This window comes from Chlorobium sp., assembly GCF_036528655.1.
In the GTDB taxonomy this organism is placed as follows: domain Bacteria; phylum Bacteroidota; class Chlorobiia; order Chlorobiales; family Chlorobiaceae; genus Chlorobium.
Map to the genome: position 1 here is coordinate 163,942 of NZ_JAIGND010000003.1, position 22,604 is coordinate 186,545.

Annotated in this window: 17 protein-coding genes and 1 other RNA gene; 1 reads left to right on the forward strand and 17 read right to left on the reverse strand. The window is 52.4% G+C overall.

The genetic code is table 11. The annotated features are described in order from the left end of the window. Positions 1-174: 174 nt before the first annotated feature. The 14 genes from K4305_RS00885 to K4305_RS00950 form a co-directional block, all read right to left on the reverse strand. Positions 175-3,003 (reverse strand): cation-translocating P-type ATPase, encoded by a 2,829-nt coding sequence (locus tag K4305_RS00885; protein WP_331560435.1) that lies wholly within the window; start codon positions 3,001-3,003, stop codon positions 175-177. A gap of 252 nt (positions 3,004-3,255) precedes the next feature. Next, positions 3,256-3,615, reverse strand: a complete 360-nt coding sequence (locus K4305_RS00890) for a DUF1801 domain-containing protein (protein WP_331560436.1) — start codon at positions 3,613-3,615, stop codon at positions 3,256-3,258. A gap of 15 nt (positions 3,616-3,630) precedes the next feature. After that, positions 3,631-4,272: a hypothetical protein gene (locus K4305_RS00895; protein ID WP_331560437.1), complete on the reverse strand. Its 642-nt coding sequence runs from the start codon at positions 4,270-4,272 to the stop codon at positions 3,631-3,633. Positions 4,273-4,286: 14 nt separating this feature from the next. Next, positions 4,287-5,015 (reverse strand): hypothetical protein, encoded by a 729-nt coding sequence (locus K4305_RS00900; protein ID WP_331560438.1) that lies wholly within the window; start codon positions 5,013-5,015, stop codon positions 4,287-4,289. Between the two features lie 16 nt (positions 5,016-5,031). Then, on the reverse strand, positions 5,032-9,108 hold the full coding sequence (locus tag K4305_RS00905) for an HsdR family type I site-specific deoxyribonuclease (RefSeq protein ID WP_331560439.1): 4,077 nt from the start codon (positions 9,106-9,108) through the stop codon (positions 5,032-5,034). Positions 9,109-9,111: 3 nt separating this feature from the next. Continuing rightward, positions 9,112-10,554: an ATP-binding protein gene (locus K4305_RS00910; RefSeq protein WP_331560440.1), complete on the reverse strand. Its 1,443-nt coding sequence runs from the start codon at positions 10,552-10,554 to the stop codon at positions 9,112-9,114. Between the two features lie 159 nt (positions 10,555-10,713). Then, positions 10,714-12,672 carry an ATP-dependent nuclease gene (locus K4305_RS00915; protein WP_331560441.1) on the reverse strand — a complete coding sequence of 653 codons (1,959 nt, stop codon included), beginning with the start codon at positions 12,670-12,672 and terminating at the stop codon, positions 10,714-10,716. 74 nt (positions 12,673-12,746) lie between these two features. Then, positions 12,747-13,559 (reverse strand): hypothetical protein, encoded by an 813-nt coding sequence (locus K4305_RS00920; RefSeq protein WP_331560442.1) that lies wholly within the window; start codon positions 13,557-13,559, stop codon positions 12,747-12,749. Then, positions 13,552-14,889 (reverse strand): restriction endonuclease subunit S, encoded by a 1,338-nt coding sequence (locus K4305_RS00925; RefSeq protein ID WP_331560443.1) that lies wholly within the window; start codon positions 14,887-14,889, stop codon positions 13,552-13,554. Before K4305_RS00925 ends, K4305_RS00920 begins: the two co-directional genes overlap by 8 nt. 5 nt (positions 14,890-14,894) lie before the next feature. Next, positions 14,895-15,749: a DNA damage-inducible protein D gene (gene dinD, locus K4305_RS00930; RefSeq protein WP_331560444.1), complete on the reverse strand. Its 855-nt coding sequence runs from the start codon at positions 15,747-15,749 to the stop codon at positions 14,895-14,897. A gap of 217 nt (positions 15,750-15,966) precedes the next feature. Further along, positions 15,967-17,355: an HsdM family class I SAM-dependent methyltransferase gene (locus tag K4305_RS00935; protein WP_331560579.1), complete on the reverse strand. Its 1,389-nt coding sequence runs from the start codon at positions 17,353-17,355 to the stop codon at positions 15,967-15,969. Further along, positions 17,286-17,864 carry a type I restriction-modification system subunit M N-terminal domain-containing protein gene (locus K4305_RS00940; RefSeq protein WP_331560445.1) on the reverse strand — a complete coding sequence of 193 codons (579 nt, stop codon included), beginning with the start codon at positions 17,862-17,864 and terminating at the stop codon, positions 17,286-17,288. The genes K4305_RS00935 and K4305_RS00940 overlap by 70 nt, the downstream gene beginning before the upstream one ends. A 483-nt stretch (positions 17,865-18,347) precedes the next feature. Continuing rightward, positions 18,348-18,854, reverse strand: coding sequence for a DUF4411 family protein (locus tag K4305_RS00945; protein ID WP_331560446.1), 507 nt, complete (start codon positions 18,852-18,854; stop codon positions 18,348-18,350). Beyond that, positions 18,851-20,005 (reverse strand): ImmA/IrrE family metallo-endopeptidase, encoded by a 1,155-nt coding sequence (locus K4305_RS00950; protein ID WP_331560447.1) that lies wholly within the window; start codon positions 20,003-20,005, stop codon positions 18,851-18,853. Before K4305_RS00950 ends, K4305_RS00945 begins: the two co-directional genes overlap by 4 nt. Before the next feature lie 301 nt (positions 20,006-20,306). Here K4305_RS00950 and K4305_RS00955 point away from each other — a divergent pair, with 301 nt between their 5' ends. Further along, entirely contained in the window at positions 20,307-20,492 is a 186-nt protein-coding gene (locus tag K4305_RS00955; RefSeq protein WP_331560448.1) for a YgaP family membrane protein, read from the forward strand. A 160-nt stretch (positions 20,493-20,652) separates the two neighbouring features. Here the strand turns inward: K4305_RS00955 and fsa are convergent, their stop codons facing one another. From fsa to ffs, 3 genes are all read right to left on the reverse strand, one after another. Further along, a complete protein-coding gene (gene fsa, locus K4305_RS00960; RefSeq protein ID WP_331560449.1) occupies positions 20,653-21,321 on the reverse strand; it encodes a fructose-6-phosphate aldolase in 669 nt (222 codons plus the stop codon). A 22-nt stretch (positions 21,322-21,343) separates the two neighbouring features. Next, entirely contained in the window at positions 21,344-22,393 is a 1,050-nt protein-coding gene (locus tag K4305_RS00965) for a 1,9-bis(guanidino)-5-aza-nonane synthase (RefSeq protein WP_331560450.1), read from the reverse strand. A gap of 38 nt (positions 22,394-22,431) precedes the next feature. Beyond that, positions 22,432-22,530, reverse strand: an RNA gene (gene ffs, locus K4305_RS00970) — signal recognition particle sRNA small type. Between the last annotated feature and the right edge of the window lie 74 nt (positions 22,531-22,604).

Sequence of the window (22,604 nt, forward strand, 5' to 3'; positions counted from 1 at the left end):
TATAAGAAAACGCCCCCTGCCTTTGCCGATGAAGAACAGTTATATCAGGAATGTACTTCGGTGAAATGCTTCCGGAGTGATCGAGCGAATCATCGATGAAACGGCTCATTCTGATCCGCAAGTTTACGTAATTGCGAGCGTCCCCTCTTTTACGGAGATCGTCGCAGAGGGGGGCTATGCTGACGCTTTGCGCCGCTCGAACGCCTTCACCAGCTCCATGATCGCGAGCACAACCAGGGCGAACGCGATGCACAAACCGATATTCGCGCCGCTCAGGCTGACGGCGGAAAAGAAGGTCTGGACGCCGGGCGTGTAGACGACGAACAGCTGCAACGCCACGACGGCGACAATCATGCCCATCAGCACCCTGTTCGTACTGAGCGGCTGCTTCCAGAACGGTTCAAGGAACGAACGCGAGCTGAGTGCGCGGCCAACCTGCATCATCGCGAGAGCCGTGAACATGAGCGTTCCCCACATCAGCACCTTGGGGTCATTGAACAGTGCGCTTCGATCCGCCTCGTCCTTGATCAGCAGCAGATTCGGAAGGTCGAGCTGCTGCCACTGCAGATAACCCACAGCGAGGAGCAACAGCCCGATCGCGGGGCCTATAATGGCGATGTGACGACCCACAACGCGGGAAAAGATGCTCTCCTGCGGCGAATACGGCGGCCGCTGCATGGTGTTCTTTTCCGCAGCCTCCATCCCCATGCCGAGACCAAGCAGGCCGTCGGTGAGCAGATTGGAGAACAGGATCTGAATCGGTTTGAGCATCACGGCAAGCCCGATCAGCGGCGAAAACGCCACGATGATCACCTTGGCAATGTTGCCCGAAATCGAAAACATGACGAAGCGTCTGAGGTTATCGTACACCACGCGTCCCTCTTCGATCGCGGCAACAATGGTGGCGAAGTTGTCGTCAAGCAGCACCATGTCCGCCGCCTCTTTCGATACGTCCGTGCCGGTGATGCCCATCGCCACACCGATGTCGGCGCGCTTGAGGGCCGGCGCGTCATTCACCCCGTCTCCGGTCATGGCGACGATGTTGCCCAGCTCCTGCAGGGCGCCGACGATGCGAAGCTTGTGCTCAGGCGAAACGCGTGCGAAGCAGTTCGTGTTGTCCTCCCTGAGAGCCTTCTTCAGGTGCTCGTCGCTCATCTTCTCAAGCTCGACGCCGGTGACGACCCGCCCGTCGGGCGTGGTTATTCCAAGATCGGCGGCGATGTAACGGGCCGTATCCGGGTGGTCGCCGGTGATCATGATCGTGCGGATACCTGCCGTCCTGCACCTGGCCACCGCATCCTTCGCCTCTGGTCGGGCCGGGTCGATCATGCCGACCAGTCCCAGAAACACGAGCTCGCGCTCCATCGTGCCGGGATGTTCGATCTCCGGCAGATCCGGGAGACCACGGTAACCGACACCCAGCACGCGAATGCCGTTCGAGGCCATCTTGCTGTTTGCGGCATGGATCCCTGCACGATCGTCGTCGGTCATGGGCCGCACCTGTCCGCCGCTGAAGACGCGGTCGCAGATCGCCAGCATGTTGTCAGCCGCGCCTTTGGTGAATGCCGCATACGGGCAGCCGCCCAGGCCTGCCGTCATGTCGGTAAGCATGGCCGGCATCGAACCGCCCTCCGGCAGCCGGTGTATGGTCGTCATGAGCTTGCGGTCGGAATCGAACGGAATCTCGGCCACACGCGGCAGCTCCGTCTCAAGATCGGATCGCCCGAGGCTGTAGCGGAACGCCGCCACTGCCAGCGCCACCTCGGTGGGATCTCCGACTCCGGTTTCGCCGTCGGGGTTCAGCACCGCATCGCAACAGAGCCCGGCGCCCGCCACCAGCGCCGCGAGCGCCGACTGGCCGTCTTCGATATCGTAGTGCCTCGAGCGCGTATCAGGTTCCACCCGCTGATCGAGGGTTTCAAGCGCCGTCACGGTCATCCTGTTCTGGGTGAGGGTACCGGTCTTGTCGCTGCAGATGACCGTCACCGAACCCAGCGTCTCGACAGCCGGCAGCTTCCGGATAAGCGCCTTGCGCCTGACCATCTTCTGGGCGCCGATCGCCAGCGAGAAGGTCTGCACCGCCGGAAGTCCCTCGGGAACGATCGCGACCGAAATCGCGATTGCGATAATCAGCACCTCGGCCCATGTCCTGCCCTCGATGTAGACGCCGGTAAGGGCTACAACCGCAGCAACGACCAGGGCAATGACCGCAAGGGTCTTGCCGAGCCTGTCCAGTTTTTTCTGAAGCGGCGTCTCCTCGTGCCGGACATTCTGGATCATCGAGGCTATCTTGCCCAGCTCGGTGCACATTCCGGTTTCAACCACCAGCGCCTCGCCCCGTCCGTAGCTGGCAAAGGTGCCCATGTAACCCATATTCTTCCGGTCGCCGAGCGAAAGATCTTCCTCCCCGATGGCTCCCGGAAACTTCTCGATCGGTTCCGATTCTCCCGTAAGAGCGGCCTCCTGGATGCGCAGGTTCACGCTCTCGACAATCCGGCAGTCGGCCGGCACAACGCTTCCCGTCTCAAGCTTCACGAGGTCACCAGGAACGAGGTCGCGTGCGCTCATCTCCTGCACCAGCCCGTCGCGCACCACCCTGACGGTGGGGGACGACATCTGCTTCAGGGCCGCGATGGCTTTCTGTGCGCGGTACTCCTGCATCACGCCAAGCACCACGAACAGCACCACGATCGAAAAAATCGCGATGGCGTCGATCGGAGGACCGCCGCCCCCCTTGAAAAGCAGCGCCAGCACGCCCGCGATCAGCAGAATCACAATCATCACCGAGCTGACCTGCTCCCACAGAATGTGCCAGACGGTGCGTCCCCCGTTTTCCTGAAGCTCGTTCGGACCGTACCGTTCACGGCGGGAATTTGCCTCTGCGGTAGTGATCCCCCCCTGCGACAGGCCGAGCCGGTCGAGCGCGGTCTCAATCGTCAGCGTGTGCCAGGGCTTGCCATCGAGAGCACTGGTATCAGGACGTCCGGGGATTTCAGTGGGCATAGAATCGGGTTGCATTTCGGACAAACGAAATCGTTTCATACTCTCCGCCGGACAAATCATGGCTGCTCATATCTTCATAAGCGCCAAACGCCTCGGCTTTCCCGTCACTCCCGAATATCGCAGCATTTCTTTTTCATAAACCGCCGACATCTCCTTGTCTGCATATATCCGGCGCTGACGGGCTCAATAATGATATGCATTTGCATATACAGCACGAAAGAGAAAAAGGTTTCCTGATAGCCAAAAGCACCATCATTTGCATTGGCTGTTCCTGTAAGCGGCATCGACATACTGCTCGAGAAACTTTCCCGTAATGTCAGCTGCCGAAACCAGCCTGATGTGCCGCCGCAGCTTCCCGCCGCCTTCCAGCACGCCGTGCGGATCATCAAGATCGCACCCGCGTCCGAACTCCACGCTGACATGCTCCCTGTATGCGAACACCCCGCAGAACTGAGCCACGCCCGAAAACATGAATCCGCCATACATCACCCGCTCCGAAGCATCCGGCACCAAGCGATAAATCGCCTGACGAACTGCCTGAACCAGTTCGTACCGCTCCGGGTTCGTTATCTGCAACTCCTGCAGCAGACGGGATACGTTGACGTCGGTCATGGTAATCTGTGTTTTTCAGGAATGGCTCTTCACGTATTCGTAAACCGCCAGCAATCGGTCGAACCCCTTCTGCATCAACATCTTCGCCTCCTGCAAATCAGACGGGACACTGCTCCATATCCAGGTATAGATCGTCAGATGCGGAGAAACCGGCATTTCTTTCTCGATGCCGCTGCTCGACAGGGTCACCAACTGCTTTGCCCTTCCTCTGTAATTTTTTTCTGCTGCAAGACATGAGGAGGCATCAATGAGCATTTCTTTCAAAAGGACATCCGTCAAACCGTCTAAAAGAATCCCTGAATGCTTGATGATATTTTCCTTTATAGGAGGTCGTCCTCCGGAAGGAATCCAGGCCTCTCGATAAAAATCAATATGTATTTTATCCTTTTCGACGGGCAGACTTGGCAAACCCGGATGCTCAAGTTCATGCTCGATAAATCGCGCAATGGGCCAGCCATCATACTTCATGCCTTCGAGATTCACGCCAAGCCTTGCTTTACCCGGACGATCCTTGAAAACAGCTACATTCCACTGAACGCCTTCATATCCATCGCTGATCCCATCATAAGATTTGGTTTTACTGCCAAACGACCGGCCCTGAATCCCAAGCAGGGTTCTGAATGAATCGACTGCGTAATCAAGCGCCATGTTCTTCATTTCCGTTGAATTTATCATGCGTTATTTCCGGGAATCACCGAAGCCCATGTTTCAAGTGACTGTGCAAACCTTTGAGAAACCACATCCTTGTGGCCTTTTACAACCTCTGCAAAGTCCTTGAAGGTGATAACCGATACCTTGTCTTCATGACTGAGATCAGGCTTATGTTCACGACAATCATTCGGCTGAACATAGACAATATGAATTTCCGAGGGTGAACCTAGGTACGTTATCTCTCGTATCAATTCATTCAACCCCTGCAGGTTCGACCTGTTCATAACAACCCGCATCTGATCTGGTATAGAAACCATGCCTGCTTTTTCAAGAAGATCGAACAAGTGGAAATATTTGCGCTTAGCTGCAGTTGCCATAAATATCTTCTTCAGGCCATCAGTCAGTCGCTCTAATCCCTCTTTTTTTGCCTTGCACAGGTAGATATCCTGACTACCACGCCGTGACGCATCATCAGTTTTCAGTTCGACAAGAAAGACCCGATCTCCGTCCTCTGAAAAAGCGACATAATCGATTTTGTATGATTTATCCGTAGGCTTATCCGGGCAAATGGTATTGATATGAACAGGAAACTCCGGGACAAGAACATCCTTCACCGGAAAACTGAAATGCTTTTCAAGAACTTCGGGGAGATACAGTGAGAAGAAGATATCGGTGCGTCTTTCAAGCTGATAATTCGGCAGATGTCTCCAGGCATCCATACGACCAAAAAAAATGTCGATGTTTTTCATGAGTTATTTGTGGTTGTTATCCCGCCTCGGCGTAAACCCCCGCATCGCGTTCGGGATAGGATTCGTAGACATGTTCGAATACGGCGGAGCATTTCTGCCGGTAGATTTCCGGCGTATAGGCTCGGGGTAAACCTTGGTCGAGGGCATCCTCGATGGTGAGCTTCAGCCTGGAGCGGGCCTCTGTTTTTTGCCGCCAGTTCAGCACAAGGAGACCCTTGATCTTGACGAGCAGTTCGCGGGCAACCTTTTTCACTTCGCTGCGTTCATCGGTATTGAGTTCCGGTGCCGGACGGGTGAGAATGTCGAAAATAACCAGCTCCTCCTCGTTCATATTTTCCCGAACATGGCGCTGCTCCTCATCGCTCAGGCTGAGCGACAGCTTGAGGAGTTCGTCAAAGAGATCTTCGATGCTCCTGCTGCCTGCATTGTAGCTTGCAATCAATTCTTCGAACTTCCCGGCAAAGTCCGCCCTTGTGCGATTGAGGCGAATCATGTTTTCCAGCTTGGCGTTAATCGCGGCCTTGAGTATTTCCAGATCGGTGTTCCTGTGCTTCGATTGCCTGAACCGATCAGAGAGCGCCTTGAAATTGATTTTCGAGAGATCGAGTACCGGCGGCCCGGATTCGCGGATGGCGTGACCGGTAATGGATTCGTCGAGCAATCTGCCGATTCCCTGCATGATTGTGGAAATATCCGGCGCAACGGGATTCAGCTTCCCCCGTATCGCTTCAGCAATTGCCGCAATACACGCAACCCTCTCCGAAAAAGTAATCGCAGCTGGATCGGGCTTTACCGCCTGGTAGAGCGTACGGACAAGACGTTCATGGCCGAAAAACTCCCGTCGCAGGGTGTCACCAATCAGGGCGTTTACCGCATCCTCGATTCGCTGCAGCCGCTCCATGCCTGAAACCGCATCTTCGATTCCGGCAAGATGCACCCCATGCTCCATGCAGAAGGCTGTTGCCAGCTCGACCGTCTTGCGTAATTCTTCGACAAGCGCCTCTTTCCCCCTCACAGGATTATGACCGCCCTTCCCTGCCCCGTAGATAGCCAGCGCCTTTTCAAGCGAGGCGAACACATTCGCGTAATCCACAATCATGCCGCTGTGCTTGCCGGGAAAAACGCGGTTTGCCCGCGCTATGGTCTGCATGAGCGTATGGTTGCGCATAGGTTTGTCGAGATAGACCGTCGAACAGCTCGGCGCGTCAAAACCGGTAAGCCACATGGCGCAAACAAACACGATTCTCAGCGGATCGTCGCTGTCCTTGAACTTCTCATCCAGAGCCGGCTGCGACTCAACCATGCGCTTGCGGTGCTTCACTATATCGAGGCCAATCTGCTGCATCTGTCCGATTTCGTTCTGGCCGGGAGAAACGATCACGGCCATGTCGGTGCTCTCAAGCACCTGAAGCCGCTCCTGCAGTTCCCCTCTTCTTTCAGACGAAAGATCATAACGGACAAGCTGCTGCCGGACAAGCCCCGTCTCTTCCATCCAGAACCGTTGCATTTTGTCGTACATCCTGATTGCGGTGGCCTTGTCGATAGAGACCACCATCGCCTTGCCGATGAACCCCCGTCCGAGAAAATGCCGCACAATATCCTTTGCAACGGTCTCAAGCCGGTCGTCGCGCGTCAGCAGATGATACTGTCGGTTCAGCTCCCGCTCAAGCTTCGATTCCTGATCGGGATCGAGTTCGGCATCCTCGATAAGCCGGTAGATATCGTCGTTCAGGTCGGGATTGACCAGTTGCAGCTCGGGCGTACGGTTCTCATAGAAAAGCGGAACCGTAGCTCCGTCCTCGACGGACTGCTGGAAATCGTAAATGGATACGTAATCGCCGAAAACCTCTTTGGTGCGCTCCTCTCCGGCAATGAGCGGCGTACCGGTAAAGGCGAGAAACATGGCATTGGGAAGAGCCGAGCGCATATTCAGCGCCAGCGTGTCGTACTGGCTGCGGTGCGCCTCGTCTGTCAAAACAATAATATCCGCCCTGTCACTCAGCACTGGCATGATTCCATTGTTACCCGCACCCGGTGTTTCGGAACAGATTCCCTCCCCCCCTCTACCTTTGGGAGAGGGACGGGGTGAGGGTGTTTCGGAACGAAACTTATGAATCAGCGTAAAGACGTAGCGGTGATTGCCCCGCAGCAGTTGCCGGAGATGATCGCCGCTCGAAGCGTGGCATGCATCGCCTTCAGCCTTGCTTACGGCACCGGCAGCCTTGAAGGTTTTTGCTATCTGCTCGTCAAGCTCAATACGGTCGGTCACCACCACGAAGGTCCAGTTGCCCGCAACCTTTCGAAGCACCTTCTGTGCAAAAAAGACCATCGAAAAACTCTTGCCGCTTCCCTGTGTCTGCCAGAACACACCAATACCATTAGGTCTTGGTGAGTTCCCCTCACCCCCGGCCCCTCTCCCAGTGGTAGAGGGGTACGGCAATGATTCACCAATTTCATTCGGTCTTGGTGTGTTCCCCTCACCCCCGGCCCCTCTCCCAGTGGTAGAGGGGTACGACAATGCTGCACCAATCACTTTCTGTACTGGTGTGTTCCCCTCACCCCCGGCCCCTCTCACAGCGGTAGAGGGGGGCGACAATGCTGCCTTGATTTGATTCAGAAACTCTGCCGGGTTATTCAATACCAACTGATTCTCAAACCGAATAACGGTATAACCAAGAGAACGCAAATATGCATCCCGCTGTGAATCCTTCGCAACCACCTCCGGCGAACGATGAACGTCACCATCAACTTCGACAACAAGTTTATGCTCTGAACAAAAGAAATCTGCAATATAATTTCCGATCTGGTGTTGACGACGAAACTTCAGCCCCTCGAACCGATGGTCACGCAAAAGCTCCCATACGATATCCTCTGCCGGTGTCTGCTGCTGCCGTAATTCCCTCGCGCGTTCAACCAGTCCCGAATAATAAAAACCACCACGATATTGCCCCTCTACCTCTGGGAGAGGGGTTGGGGTGAGGGTGGCGGGAGTTGCATATTCTTTACGAATCCTGAGTAAAGACGCAATTGCCGCATTGACTCCGAGAAACTGGTGGTTCTGTCCGATGATCTTCACCAGCCCGCTTTTACTCCGCCCCTCTACCCCTGGGAGAGGGGTTGGGGTGAGGGTGGCGGGATTTGCAAATCCCGCCTTATGCTCCGAAAAAAGCGTGAAGTTCTCAACGAGGTCAAGAAAACGACTGCGGTCGCACGTGCCGCGAAGCATCACCTCAAGCGAGACCCTGCGGGGCTCGTTTTCCCGCTCAATGCGCTTCCACTCGAAGAACCGTTCCCAATCAGCAGTGAGCGAACCAACCCGGCTTTCCGTACCGTTCGAAGCGATAAGCAGCGCATTGTACCAGAAAAGCGAAGGAATCTGCTCCTTGTAGTGCCTGAGATTCTCGTCGAAAGCCGTCCGGGCAGGCACACCCGGCTTTTTCAGCTCGATCACCACCAGCGGCAGCCCGTTCACAAACCCTACCAGATCAGGGCGGCAGGTGTAGAGCTGTCCCGTAACGCTGAATTGACTCACCAGCAGAAAATCGTTGTTCTCCGGATGCTCCCAATCAACAACTCTCACACGGACAATCTTCTGCCCTCCATATTTCTGTAGCGAATCGTTATTTCCTGCCCTTCTCCCAAAGGTAGATGGAGGTGGTTCTGCACCCTCGCCCTCTGGGAGAGGGAAACCTGGTGAGGGTTCGGTGTCAACAACGCTGACGCGAATCCCCTCCTTGAGCAGCAGATAGATTTCGCGATTCGCTGCCTCCAGAAGCATGGCTGAACGGTCGCGAGTCAATTCATCCATTGCCGAGGTGATTGCCTCGGGCGGCAGCGCAGGGTTCAACCGCTCCAACACCGCACCCAACCGTGACGCCAGAACCACCTCCCCCTTCGTCTCCCGCCCTAATGATATCCGGGAATCTCCATTACCCTCGCCCTCCGGGAGAGGGTGGCCAAAGTGGCCGAAGGAGGGTTCGGCAACGCCGAATGTCTCATCCAACGCCGACACCGTCGTCCAGCCAAGCTCCGCAAACAACCCGATAGCAGGCTGCTCGACAAGCTGGTCTTCGGTGTAAGGGTGGCTGGTCATTATTCAGGACTCCTTGTCAGATTTTTCAATCATGGCGCGACCGGCTGCGGTCGTAACATATCGCTGCTTCGGACTTCGGGGTTTATCGGGAACGGTGCGTTCCAGTAACCCGGCGGAAAGAAGCGGTTGAAGGTAGTGCTGATAGAAATGCTCTCGATTTTTGATCTTTGCGACTTCTTGCAGCACACCACGTGTCTTTGCTTCTCCTTCAGCCAGGTTAAGAATAGCTATCACTTGCGGGGTACATGCGGGGTACATGTCGGGTACATGTGCGGTACATGTCGGGTGCATGTCGGGTACATGTCGGATACCTTGCTCTGACGCCTCATGAATCGGACGAAACAGTGCGGTAAAAAAGTTGCCTGCAATAAACTCCGGTTCAGGATATCCCATCTCCCTTGCTCCATCGCGCATCCGCCGGATTCCGGTTCCAGCCTTCTCGATAAATGCAATACGATGCAACAGATCGGCAATGAGGGGATTACGGCGAATGCTTTTGCTTCCAAGATCCTCCGGAAGCATTCCTTTCGGAAGCGTACCGGGACTTGACACCTCAATGCGATCATCGTAAATCTCCACAAAAACATTGCCCCCCTCGATAAACCAGTCGCGGTGCATCACTGCATTGGTCAGCGCTTCCCGCAGGGCGGCAACCGGATATTGCGGAATCTCCTCACGCTGGAGCTTCTCGATCCGGTAGGCTGTGCGTGTGTTACGTTCAATAAAGCGCAAGCTCTCTTCGATATCGGCAACAATCCCTCCGGCAAAATCCTTGCGATCAAGAACATGCAGCTTGACTGTCCCCTTGAAAAGCAGGCAGGTGACGTAAGCGTGATTGAAAAAACGCCTCGGCTCACGGGCAAAAAAGAGCACTCCGGCATTACGAAAGAGAAGTTTTCCGCCTGAACGCTCAGCTGCTTCAATGTTTACAAGAATATCCTCCACGGGGCTGCGCTGTGAAATAGAACTTTTTTGCAGCCACTCCCTGAATTTAACGGAATCAAAATCCTCCGGATAGCGAAAGGCTGGACAAGGAGAAAGATCGAACCTTACTGCCCCTCCCTGCCGGAACATATCCCGAATCTCCTCACGCGAGAGCTTTTGGGTGACAGCTCCCTGCCGCAGAAAAAAGCCTTCGCTGCACTGCACCGGCTTTGCATCACTTTCAAGAACCGTCACCACCGATACCATGCTTATATGCTGCAACAGAATCTGCACCGGAGGATCACAGTTCCGGGCAATATCCTGAATTCGCGCCCGCAACACGTTTGTATCAGCAATCCCCTTAACCGAACCGTTATCCCGCACACCAAGCAGAATCCGACCGCCTGCCGTGTTGGCAAAAGCCACCAATTCACGGGCGAATGATCCAGAGATACCCTCCTTGTACTCAAGCATCACCCCCTCACCCTCCTGGAGCAGGATATCAAGATCAGCGGCTTTCATATAGCAATCTCCCCGGATATACGTTTCGGTAGCAGCAACACCTCAAGCGCAGACATCATCGCACAGCCAAGCTTCGCAAACAACCCAATAGAGGGCTGCTCGACAAGTTGCTCTTCTGTGAAGGGGTGGTTGCTCATGTGATGGCAGTTGTTAATTCGTTCATCTCAGAAAACCATTCAACGCCTTGAAAACAGCCTCAAACTTATCATACGATTGTATAACCTCTGGAGCCTCACCATCAAGAAGTTCTGGATGACGAAGCAAATATTCAGCAGGAACATAATGTCCAAAGTTCGGGATCTCTCCTGGCAATGTCCTGCACACTGCCTCCACCTGTTTGACTACTCGGGGTGTCCCATTACCAGCACTCTCAGCCTTCTTTACGGTGATGGCTTGGATCTTACTCAACCCTAACGCTTTGTTTACCAGTGCGCAATAAAACGTTGCATCGAATAAATCCTCGACGTCACTTTCAGTTTTCCCTGTAAAATCCGCAGCTGTAAGAACTCGTTCTGTTTTCAATATCTGACTTTGCCGAAGCCGTTCAACTTTTGCTTTGTCACCTGAACCATAATCGCAAAACACTGCAATATTTAGGCTGTTTCCTGAAAATAAAGAAGCAAATGACATAACCTTATCTAACCCACCAGTGGGACAGATAGTCCATCGATTATCCAAGCCCGTTCGTCCTCTTGCTTCCAACGCTCTCGATACAACTTGGAAATAGACTATATCTGAAGGACCTTCGACCAACAGACAATTCTGCCCTATAAAAAGAGATTGCGTTATCTCATAGCCAAGATGTGCCTGCAACGGAAACAAAGTGTCCTTATCTACAGACAAAACATCAGCAGAAACCTTGGTTCCTTTCACAATAGGACGGCGGGGGTCAGTGTATTCAACAACATCCTCAACAACACGTACATCTGCGAGTCGTTGTGCTGGCACCATAAAAGGTGAGTGTGTCGTGTAAATGACTTGATGTTCAGGAAGAATCCGGCTTTCGATATAACGGAGAAGATCCGACTGAGCCTTGCCATGCAGCGTTAGTCCTGGCTCGTCAAGCAAGATGATGACGTTTCCCGTATTCTTCTTTAGTTGTTTGAACTGTGATAAAAAAGAAAAGAACCAAACAAACCCAGCGCTACGCTCTGATAACGGCACAGATACTCGGTGATTTTTATTCTCAATTCTGACCTTTGCAACCATTCCACTATTGAATGGCGGAGAATCTTGCACTCGGCCTTCGTTCAGCTCTATCTTAACGGCAAGGGCTTCATTCTGGCTCCAGAACTCAAAGATTTCATCCGTAATATCATTAGATGCTCCTTCACATTGAGCCACTAAATCCTCAAATTTGGTGGCATCTCGCAGTTCTTCGATCGTAGTTCCAGCATATTCGAGGAAATCTAAAAAGATACGATCACCGATACTCACCGTATTTTGCTGCTTATCAGTAGCTAACTTGTTCAAAGATACCTCTCCTGACATTCGCTCAAAATGAGAAGTATAGAAGAATTTCGGCTTACGATCTTCAAGCAGGTCTATTGCAGCTCGCACAGCAGACCCATCCGGAAATTCATTCAACGCCTGCAAAAGCGCTTCTTGTGGAGCTGATCTTTCAACCTCTTCCGTCAAAATATCTAACGCATCTTTTGTCTTTTCTGCATTACAGAGTATACCCTTGTCCTTTGCGTTCAATCCATATTTTACCTCTAAAGCTGCAATATATTTTTTCTCTTCAATGGAGATCTCCCAAATATTTTCATTACGCCCAATAAAACTGGTAATTACAACCTCTCTGCTTTTAAGAACTCCTGAACAGAGCAACTCTTCTAAAGCTGCAATATCTTCATCTTCAAGTGACCAAACTGTTCTAGCCACAGGCGACTCACCGTTGCGGTGTCTTTCATCGAACTTGCTTAAGTATCGACGAGGATAGTCACGTGTCCGATCATATGCAAAATCATCTGTCGGACTGACTCCATGAATAGCTTTGAGAATAGCAGTTTTTCCAGCCTCGTTTTTCCCGACAAGACAGGTTATCTCGCCAATATCAAATACCTCGCTATCCTCCACAGATCGAAAGTTGGTCACTTGTAGTTTGACTAATTTCATATAGTCCTCCAATACGGATGGTTGTTAGGATTAAACACTTTTAGGATGAAAGTACATGATATATCAAGGTCAATTCATGGAGTAGTCCCCTTGGTTAGCAATTCGTCACGAACAAAGCACCCGATAGCATCTAAAACAAGCTCAATCGTTTTGTCGCAGTGCTGTATGAAATTGTCAGACATAAAGAAAATCCAGGGATTGTCATTATGTGTAGCGACTGAAAACCAATCTTTTGGCCATCCTTCGTTTTGAATTCTCTTTGCAAAGCGTTCACGTTCCTCGACCGGCCATTCAAACCCATGATGGAACATGCTGTTGCGGTATGCGAACAAGGCGGAAAGCACAGTTTTCAAGTCTGAAGAAAATCGCTCCAATAGTCCAATGGCATCCGACAACTGGAAAATTCCTTTAACAATGTCTTTGCGTATCCGACCTTTCTCAACAATAAAATGGCAGTCCCACTGATTGCCATGAGCTTCATTCCAGCGTTCATGGGTTTTACACGGTTGTGTCGCCGGATAAAACTTTATTCCAATAGATTGAAAGCATTGATAGAAAATTGTCTCAATCAGAGGTGCGAGCATTCCAACGGCAGACATACTATGAGCAGCATCTTGATACGTCGAATAAAATATTTTATCATCCCTTTCATCACTGGCCCGATCCGCTGCAACTCCTTTTAAATGTCTTGAGTGCTTCTCCAGCAGTTCGATCTCATCAATAGTGGATTTATCCGCATTACGGTTACGGTCCAAGAGTCCTCTGATAGCTATAAGCTGAGAATCAATATCAAAGTCAACCTCAAGTATGTAAGTGATATAATCCCGAGGCTCAAGGGAATTTATCAAACATTTGACCAGCTTAGAGTTATCGGTTTGTTCAGTCATTATTCATAACAATTTGACCTGACAGCAGACGCGAGAGTAACAGGTCACGCGTTCGGCGGAGATTTTGAATTTGGCGTTGGAATGCGAGAGCCTGTTCGATCATCGGTGTTGCAACGTCTTCAAAACGGCGAACCAGTTTGGCTGATGGATGAAGAAACTCGATTGTTTTGAAAACACCTCGACTAATTTCTTTGAAGGTCGCACCAGATGCCATTCGCTGAAACTTTGTCACATTCTCCTTCAGCCAATGGAAAAGGAAAAACCGAAAGACACGATCGTTCGGCAAGCAAATGATAAAACCTTGGTTCGTACAAGCTTCGTGTGTGTTAATGGCGATAGCGCCAATTGTGGCTCGACTCGTGAGCATTACGCTACCCGCCGGGAACAAACGCGCAGAGCTTTGGGCCAAACCAAGCTTGGTAATGTGATCGCGAGAATCGTCCATGAACATCGAACCTGCACCAGTCAGATCACTGGGCGAAAACCATTGGATTGCTCCACCGTCCCAATATTCCTGCTGTTTCCGTGATGGAGTGCCACCGCCGAATATCTCAAACGAATCCGCGACAGTCTTTACCTCCCACCCCTGCGGAATGTCGCCAAGGGAAGAGGGGACGAGCGGATGGTTTTCGTGGCCGGGAAAGCGGAAGTGAACGAACCATTCGCGGTAGAGCGAACGGGCCATCTCCTCCAGAATCCTGATTCGTCGCTGACTGTTCTCGATCAGTTCGTCGTAGGCCGACAGGATACCCGCAATCCGCCGTTGCAACGGAAGCGGAGGAACTTGAATTTCAGTTTCGTTGAGAATCGTCAGTGTCAAAAACTTTGTTGCAGCCCCAGTTGAAAAACTACGCAATTCTGAGAGCTTTGGCCGGAGTGAGTAATAAAGAAACTTTGTAGTCAGCTCTTCCGTGTTCTTCGGCTTGACGATATACGTCCGCTGATATGCATCAAACTTTCCGTTAAAGTATTTCAGCGGGTAAATGCCATTCGCGTTATTCCCAGCAAGCAACACACACTCGGTATCGAAACTATAGGTATTCGTACGCAGAGTTTCCTGTGAGCAAGTGAAAAATGGATAGTCACCATCAGGAACGGCGGCATTTGAATCCAGCTTGCCTGTTTTGAATACAACCAACTCACCAAGCTTCCTTGTTTGCCACTCGTTTACCATCATATCGCATCCAGAATCTCCGCCATCTGACAAGAATTCCTTGTGAGTTGCTTCACACAATTCGTTCATCATCCCGCATTCAGAATCTTCGTCACCTTGCAAGCAACACATTGTTTTAGTTGGCGCCTCAGCGCATTGCAAATTTTCAACAGTCATTCCCATCACTCCTCTGCTGAGTCTTTCAAGCCGTCAGGATTCTTCAACGACTTCTTTTCCTCGGAGGCCAGACGGCGCTCAACCTTCTTTACATCTTCGGCTGGCGGCAACGATTCCGGACGGATGCCCCGTTCGAGCAGGGTTTTCCGCACTGCCTTGTTGTTGGTGATGTGTTCCGTGGAAATTTGCCCTTCACTTTTCATCCCGTGTTCGCGTGCATTGAAAATGGTAATCTCCGTGGCAAAATCTTTGGCTTTCAGGATGATGGTGGGCGCAAAATCGGCCAGAGGGCGTTTATCCGGCACATTCCACGAAGCTTTCATGGCCTGTGTGCTTTTACCAAAAAGAGCCTGGTCCCCCTTGCTGCGGATCAAAGCGAAATTCTCGGTACTTCCGGTCTGCTCGAAGATCACGCCCGACAACTCCTTTTCCGTTGCGCTGAGCTTTTTTCGGGCGGATACTCTTTCGGCTTCCAGTAATCGCTGCTCGATGATTTCAGCGCGACGTGTCTGGATGGCAAAATAGGTCTGGGCAAAAGCGATTTCAGGCTTCTTCGGATCGCCATTCTGAGCAATGAGATAGCAGGCATAGCGAGTGAGCATGATATCCGATACCTCCTTGGTCGCACCCTTTGGCATCTGGATCGTTTTGCCGACGTCGGCAAAATGATCCGAGACCTTGTGGCCAGAGAGTTCGCAAGCAGTTTTTGCTTTTGAGACAACACTGACAAAGTTATCCCACTTGGTATAGCCAAGCAAATGCTGAAGATCACGGGCCAGCCAATATTCCACTGCTCCTTCGACCTTCCGGGCGTGCGCCTCAAATGTTGTCGTGAGTGTTTGTATCAGTTCAGTTTTCATGATTCAAGAATTTGAGTGACGTTTGCGGCAATCGTTATTACATCTTCGTGCAGCAGGTCTCTCCATCGGCAGTTGTAAAGAAATCCTTCACAACTGAATGCGCTACAAATACACTTTTTTCCGAACTATTAAGTATTTCTGAATAGTTGCCATATAAGCCTGAAATCCGCAACTGTCAAGGATTCCTTGACAGTTGCCTCACGCAATTCGCTCATGGTCAGGTCTCCAAAATTTGCGCCACGTTTCCGGCAATCGTTGCCTCCAGTTCACGCGCCTGCGCATTCAGGAGTTCCAGCTCCTCATTCAGCGTTTCGAGTTGCGCCTTGAAATCCTCGTCGCTGACGGCTTCGCCTGCAGTTACCCCAACGTAGCGGCCGGGATTGAGCGACCAGCCCTGCGCCTCTATTTCCTTTAATGTGGCGGCCTTGCATAAGCCGGGAATATCGCGGTAGGCGATATTCCCGGCACCCTCATGCTTTACAGCACCCTCATCCCCGGCCCTTCTCCCAAAGGTAGAAGGGAGTTTTTCAATTTCATCACTTGATCCGTATGGAGCGGGGGATTCGGCGGCCAGTGCGTGGGCAGAATGCCCCTCCTGCCCGTTCAAGCCTGCCGGGTCAGAACTTTTGGCAGCGAAAACCTCTTCGATCTTCTCGCGAGCTTCGTCGCCACCCAGCGTGTAGTCGAGCACTTCGCCGCGCCAGAGACGGACAAGGTTGGCCATAAAGCCAATCTGCCCGGGCGTCCAGTCGCGATGCGCCCTGTCAACCTGCCGGTAGATGTGCCGTGCATCGATAAACAGCACCGTATCCGCCCGGTTCGGACAATTCCCTCCCCCTTCGCGCTCTGTGAAAATGCTTCTGGATGAGAGCGCATATTCTTCTCCCCCTTCTACCTTTGGGAGAAGGGACGGGGATGAGGGTGGCGAAAGCCTTGCTTTCGCCTTATCGAAAAACCAAAGCGTGCAGGGCAGCGTGACGGTGTAGAACATGTTTGGCCCTACTGCGACCATTACGTCCACCGCACGGCTTTCGATAAGCTGGCGACGGATTTCCTGCTCCGAGGAGCGGGCGTCGGAAGCCGAGTTCGCCATGACGAAACCGGCTCTCCCCTTTTCGTTCAGTGCCGAGTAGAAAAGCTGTATCCAGAGATAGTTCGCGTTGTCGGTTCGCGGAAGACCGAAAGGAAAGCGTCGTCCCGGACCGACCGAATCTTTCAGGCGTTCCTTGTCAACGGCGTTAACATTGAACGGCGGATTTGCCAGCACAAAATCAAAATTCCCCGTTGCATCATGCGGATCGTCGTAGTAGCTGTTCACGTTGCCGCCATGCATGATACGGCCTTCAAGCCCGTGCACCGCAAGGTTCAGGCGGCAGAGCCTTCCCGTCTCGTCGGTCTTCTCGATGCCGTGGATGGAGAGTTCGGCCGAAGGGTTCTGTTTATGTTCGGAGACAAAGCGGGCCGAGGAGACGAACATGCCGCCGGAACCGCATGCGGGGTCGAGAATGCGCCCGTGATATGGCTCGATCGCTTCGGTCAGGAGACGAACGATGCTGACGGGCGTATAGAACTCTCCCCCCCGCCCTGCCCTTCGCTCATTGCGAATTCGCCGAGAAAGTACTCGTAGATGCGTCCGAACGCATCGTAATCCATCGAAGCGGGAATCTCCGACACCTTTTTCAGCAACTGCTTCAGAAGCGGGCTGTCAAACAGGTAGTAGGTCTTCGGCAGCACACCGGCAAGCTGCGGGTTGTGCTTCTCGATGTCGCGCATGGCTTCGTTGACCATCACGCCGATGTTCTCGGCTTCCGGACGGTTGAGCAGATAACCGAACCGCGCTTCTGGCGAAAGGTAGAGCACTCCTTCGGCATGATAGGCCGCCGGATCGTCCACACGACTCCCTCGACGGGAACTGCTCTTTGCCGATTCAAGCTCAGCCCTCCGGGCGGCGAACCGAACGTCGGCAAAGAGCAGGAAAATAAGCCCGAGAACGGGTGCGGAATACTCCTGGGCCTTGAGGCCGGAGTTCGCCCGAAGCTGGTCGGCGGCATCCCACAAGCGCTTTTCGAGTGCGGCGGTGGCGGTATCTTTTTCGGAAGGTGCGATCCAGTGCATGGTTACTGCTTGACTCTCGGGGCTAAATGAATAAAATAAAGAGTAATATACAGCTAACCGGCTCAGGATTGCAATGAAACATGCCCGATTATCTCTTGCTGCAGGCAAAAAAGAGGGATAGAAATGAAAGACTATTACAGGAAGACTTATCACCAGACAGATGCCTGTAATCTTCAATCGCATCATGAACGACGAAGCCTTCAAGACGTTCATAGCGCAGAAACTGATGCATAACGTCGTTGAAAACATCAACCGGCAGGTGGGGTAACGGCCTTTTTTTCAAGCTTGCGCCTGAAGTCGGACTCGGCATCGAGAAAGGAGATCATGGTATCGCTTACGTTTGTAAGCCGGGCCAGATCGGCACGATGAAAAGCACATTTCGAAACACTCTGCGTCAATTTCCGGGATGCTTCAATGATCCATGAGGTTCTGAAGGCTTAGACACCTGTTGAATACTCTATCATCACTCTGGAATGTGAGAACTCATCCAAGCTGTATTCTGGCATGGCGCAGCATCTCGAAGGTGTTTGTCCATGGTACTTCAAATGCCTCACAGATAATCGGTATCGGTATTTTTTTCTTCGTGGCCGGGTTGGCGCTCTCAAGCGTAACAACCACGCAGCGATTGACAAATGCATAAGCAACCAGCCATGGATCGGCATGCTCGTAACGCGCGAAATCCTGTTTCACTGCTGAGGTATAGCCGTTCTGCTCCTGAGACCAGGTTATGATTTTGATATACTTCTCTAAAACCTCGGGAGTCCCGGTTTTGAAAAAATAATGTGCAAAAGTGTGATTGACCCATGAAACCAGTTCATCGTTACCCCTGTTGATTTCGGCATGCACTCTGTCAATACTTCTGAGGTCGCCATCTCCTGCTTTTCGGTCTAAAGCTGACCAGAAGCCGGGAGCAATATCGAAGGCATAATACTGGCGAGCGGCGGTCATCAGGACGTTCGAATCGAGAAGAAAAGGTTGAGCGGAGTTCATACGCTTCTCCCGAATATCTTTTGTGCGTACTCCTGGAAGGTATTCTTCTTCAGACCGGTCAACCGCCATGCATCAGTATACAGCGTCGTTCCAGCTTGGACCGATCGGGTCAGCAAATCGCCGAACCTGTTGCCTATACGAAGGTTTAGATTTGCATAATAATTACCACCAGAGTCATCTTCAGCTTTTTTATGAGCAATCCTGAGTTCATTTTGCTGCCATTCATTGTAGAATCTGAAGAATTCTGCACGAACAATAAACCCCATATCAAGCAATCGCCGTGCCGCCACGATTTCACTGACCTTGAAGCGTTTAGCAAGTAACTGAAAAGCGTTATCTCTCCCACGAACCTGCGGCCAGAATTCCGCAAGAACGGTAGAAGGGACAAGAAATTCTGCCGCTATGAGGTTGCAGGCCCGTTCGTTATCATTGTCTGCAGGCTGCAAATCCCGCAAATCGAAGGCTGCACTGACGCCAATCCAAATGTGGGCAAGCTCATGCGCAAGAGTGAACATTCGCGCAGCTTTTCCATCCACACCATTGAGGAACACAAGTGGAGCATAATCGTCAACGAGCACAAAACCGCGGAATTCCTGCGGATCGAGTTTCCGATGCGTGTTGTTCTCGACGATCCCGTTGGACATGACCAGGATACCGGCATTTTCGACTTTTCCAATCAACGCTCTCAAAGCCTCACCCCAGTTTGGCTGATTCGCTGCCCAGCTTTCGTCGATACCAAGAACAGCCCTGATATTTCGGGCAATTTCGGCAGGCTCATTGTCAATCCGGCGGGAACCCACAAATGGCAGACGGTCATGCCCTTCAGCGATAAGATACTCTCTCATCCAGACCTGCCTGCGTTGCATTGCCTGGATGGTATCGATCAGTTCGGGACTTAACCCGGATCCGGATTCAGCCGAAACTGTCCGGAAATTGGCGACAGGCAGTTGCTCGACAGGAGGCTTCTGCAAAAGGAGATAGCCAAAAGGCACGGCAGCCGCTTTCGCAAAATCCTGCAATTGCCGGAAAGTCGGCAATGCATCCCCGTCCCGCCAGCCGGATAGCTTCGGAAATTTCCGTTCCAGACTTTCTCTTCGCCGGGAACGGTCTAACGCCCATTCAAGGACTTGTGCGTTGACAGCGACTTTCATTGTTCAATAAAACTGTAATCGTATCTGGATTATCTCTATCAATAACCAAATGTATGCATCAATGATCAGATGCGGGAACAAGAAATTCATTTTCGCACAGATTACCGTATAAATACAAAACATCAAACGGAAAAGCCGATTGCGGCAACGCGTTCATTACTGAATCCCATTTTCTGGCAGATGGTGGATTCCTGGGACATTTCCGGTTAATTTCCTTATGGGAACAAACTAAGCCGCCAAATGCTTTAGAGACACAGATGCGGGTTACAAGCATATGAAAATAATCCGAAAAACAGCGACTATGGAAAAGAATATGGGACAGGTTGACCGGGCCCTGAGGGCGGTCATAGGCATCATTGTGATCGTGCTCGGAGCAGTTAATCAGAACTGGCTGGGTGCGATCGGACTGATTCCCCTGCTGACGGCAGGCGTTGGCTTCTGCCCACTTTACAAGCTGCTTGGCATCAAAACCTGCAGCGAGTGCTGAGCAGCGGACTCCTTCGTTTCGGTCGATAACCCTCAGAGGGCTGCATCTGACAGGCATAATCCGCCCGGAGCAACGGGATTCCCCTCGCTGATCCGGCTACAAAAAAAGCCGGAAATGCGGGGCATTCCGGCTTGAAGGGAAATACGGGTGTCGCAACAAGCTACTTTTTCATCACGGCAGCATCTTCCATGAACTTCTTCAGCCCGGCGTCGGTGAGCGGGTGGTTGGCGAGCTGTCTGATGACGCCGTAGGGAATGGTGGCGATATCGGCGCCCATCATGGCGGCGGTCACCACGTGCTGCGGATGGCGGACGCTGGCCACGATAACTTCGGTCATGAATCCGTAGTTTTCGTAGATAGTGACGATCTGCTCGACGAGAGACATTCCGTCGGTGCTGATGTCGTCGAGCCTGCCTACGAAGGGGCTGACGTAATCGGCTCCTGCCTTGGCGGCAAGCAGCGCCTGGTTCGGCGAGAAGACGAGCGTTGCGTTGGTTTTGATGCCGCAGGCGGAGAAGTGGCGGATGGCTTTGAGCCCGTCGATGGTGAGCGGGCATTTGACCACTACGTTCTCGTGGATCGAGGCAAGGTCTTCGCCTTCGGCCATCATCTCTTCGGCCTTGAGGCAGGTTACCTCGGCGCTGACCGGGCCGTCGACGATCTCGCAGATGCGCCGGATGTGCGCCTTGAAGTCGTTGTAGGTGAAGTTCGACGGGTCGCCGACTATTTTCGCTATAAGCGAAGGATTTGTGGTGACGCCGTCCAGCACGCCGAGTTCGGCTGCTGAACGGATTTCGTCGAGGTTGGCGGTATCGATGAAGAATTTCATGCGTCCCCTTTACTGTGTTACGTTAGGCGCCTACGCTCTGCTTGTCGAGCATGGCATTGAAGTTCTTCGCTTCGCGGCCTTCCCAGTTGCGTTTGTGATAGGCGTAGCCTGCGATGAGCGGCATGGCCACGGTTGCTTCGGCAAAGACCATCTGCTCGTAGACGGTATCGACCTTTCCCCATGAGCTGGCCTCCTTGAGGGTGGAACCCGAAAGAGCGCCGTCACGTTCGTCGGCAACGGTGATCTGCACCGCGTAGGTGTGCATGGAGACCTCCTCGTAGCCGAGCACTTCGGCAGCGACCACGATGTCCTGCGTGAAGTTCTTCGGCACGCCTCCGCCGATCATGAAGATACCGGTCCTGTCGTTCTCGATCTTGACTTTGGTGAGCTCACGGAAATCCTTCACGGAGTCGATGGCCACGTGGTTATCGGGGTTGTGCCACTGGTGGAACACCAGACCGAAACCGGCGGAGCAGTCGCTGAATGCAGGACAGAAGATCGGCACGCCTTTTTCGTATGCTTTGTAGACAATGGAGTTTTTGTCGAGGTTGTTTGCCTCGATGTATTTAGCCATCTCGATGATGAACTCGCGCGAGGAGTATACGCCGGGCTGCATGGAGTCGGCGATCTTGCCCATGGTTTCGTCGCAGACACGCAGGTCGTCTTCGTCGATGTAGGTGTCGTAGATGCGATCGACGTGCATGTCGCGCAGGATGGCGTCGTCGATGAACGGGGTGCCTTTATAGTGTTTGAAGCCGAGCGCTTCGAAAAAGTCCTGATCGACGATATTGGCGCCGGTGGATACGATGGCGTCAACCATGTGGTTGTCGATCATGTCGATGATGACCTGTTTGAGGCCTGCGCTGATGAGCGAACCGGCAAGCGTGAGGATGACGGCGCACTCCCTGTCCTGCTGCATGAGATCGAGGATGGAGGCTGCTCGGGCAAGGTTGCGTGCCTGGAATGCGGTATCGGCCATCTGGTCGATAAGCGGTACTATATTGAGCTGTTTTATGTCGATATGCCTGACCGGCGCGTTGAGCAGTTCCTCTTTTCTGATTCCTTGTTCCATTGTTAGCCTTCCGTGCGGTTATTTTTTTTCAAAAAAAAAGAGAGCAAGCTTACTATATCACACATTCGAATTACCGGATGCTGCTTCCTTCCGGACCTGACATGGTTGGGCAACCGAATGTTGTATAGGACTTACTCTCTGAATATAGATGTTTGCGAGTTCTTTTCCTGTTAAGAAACCGAAACAAGTTGCCTAATATAGCGCAACGAAA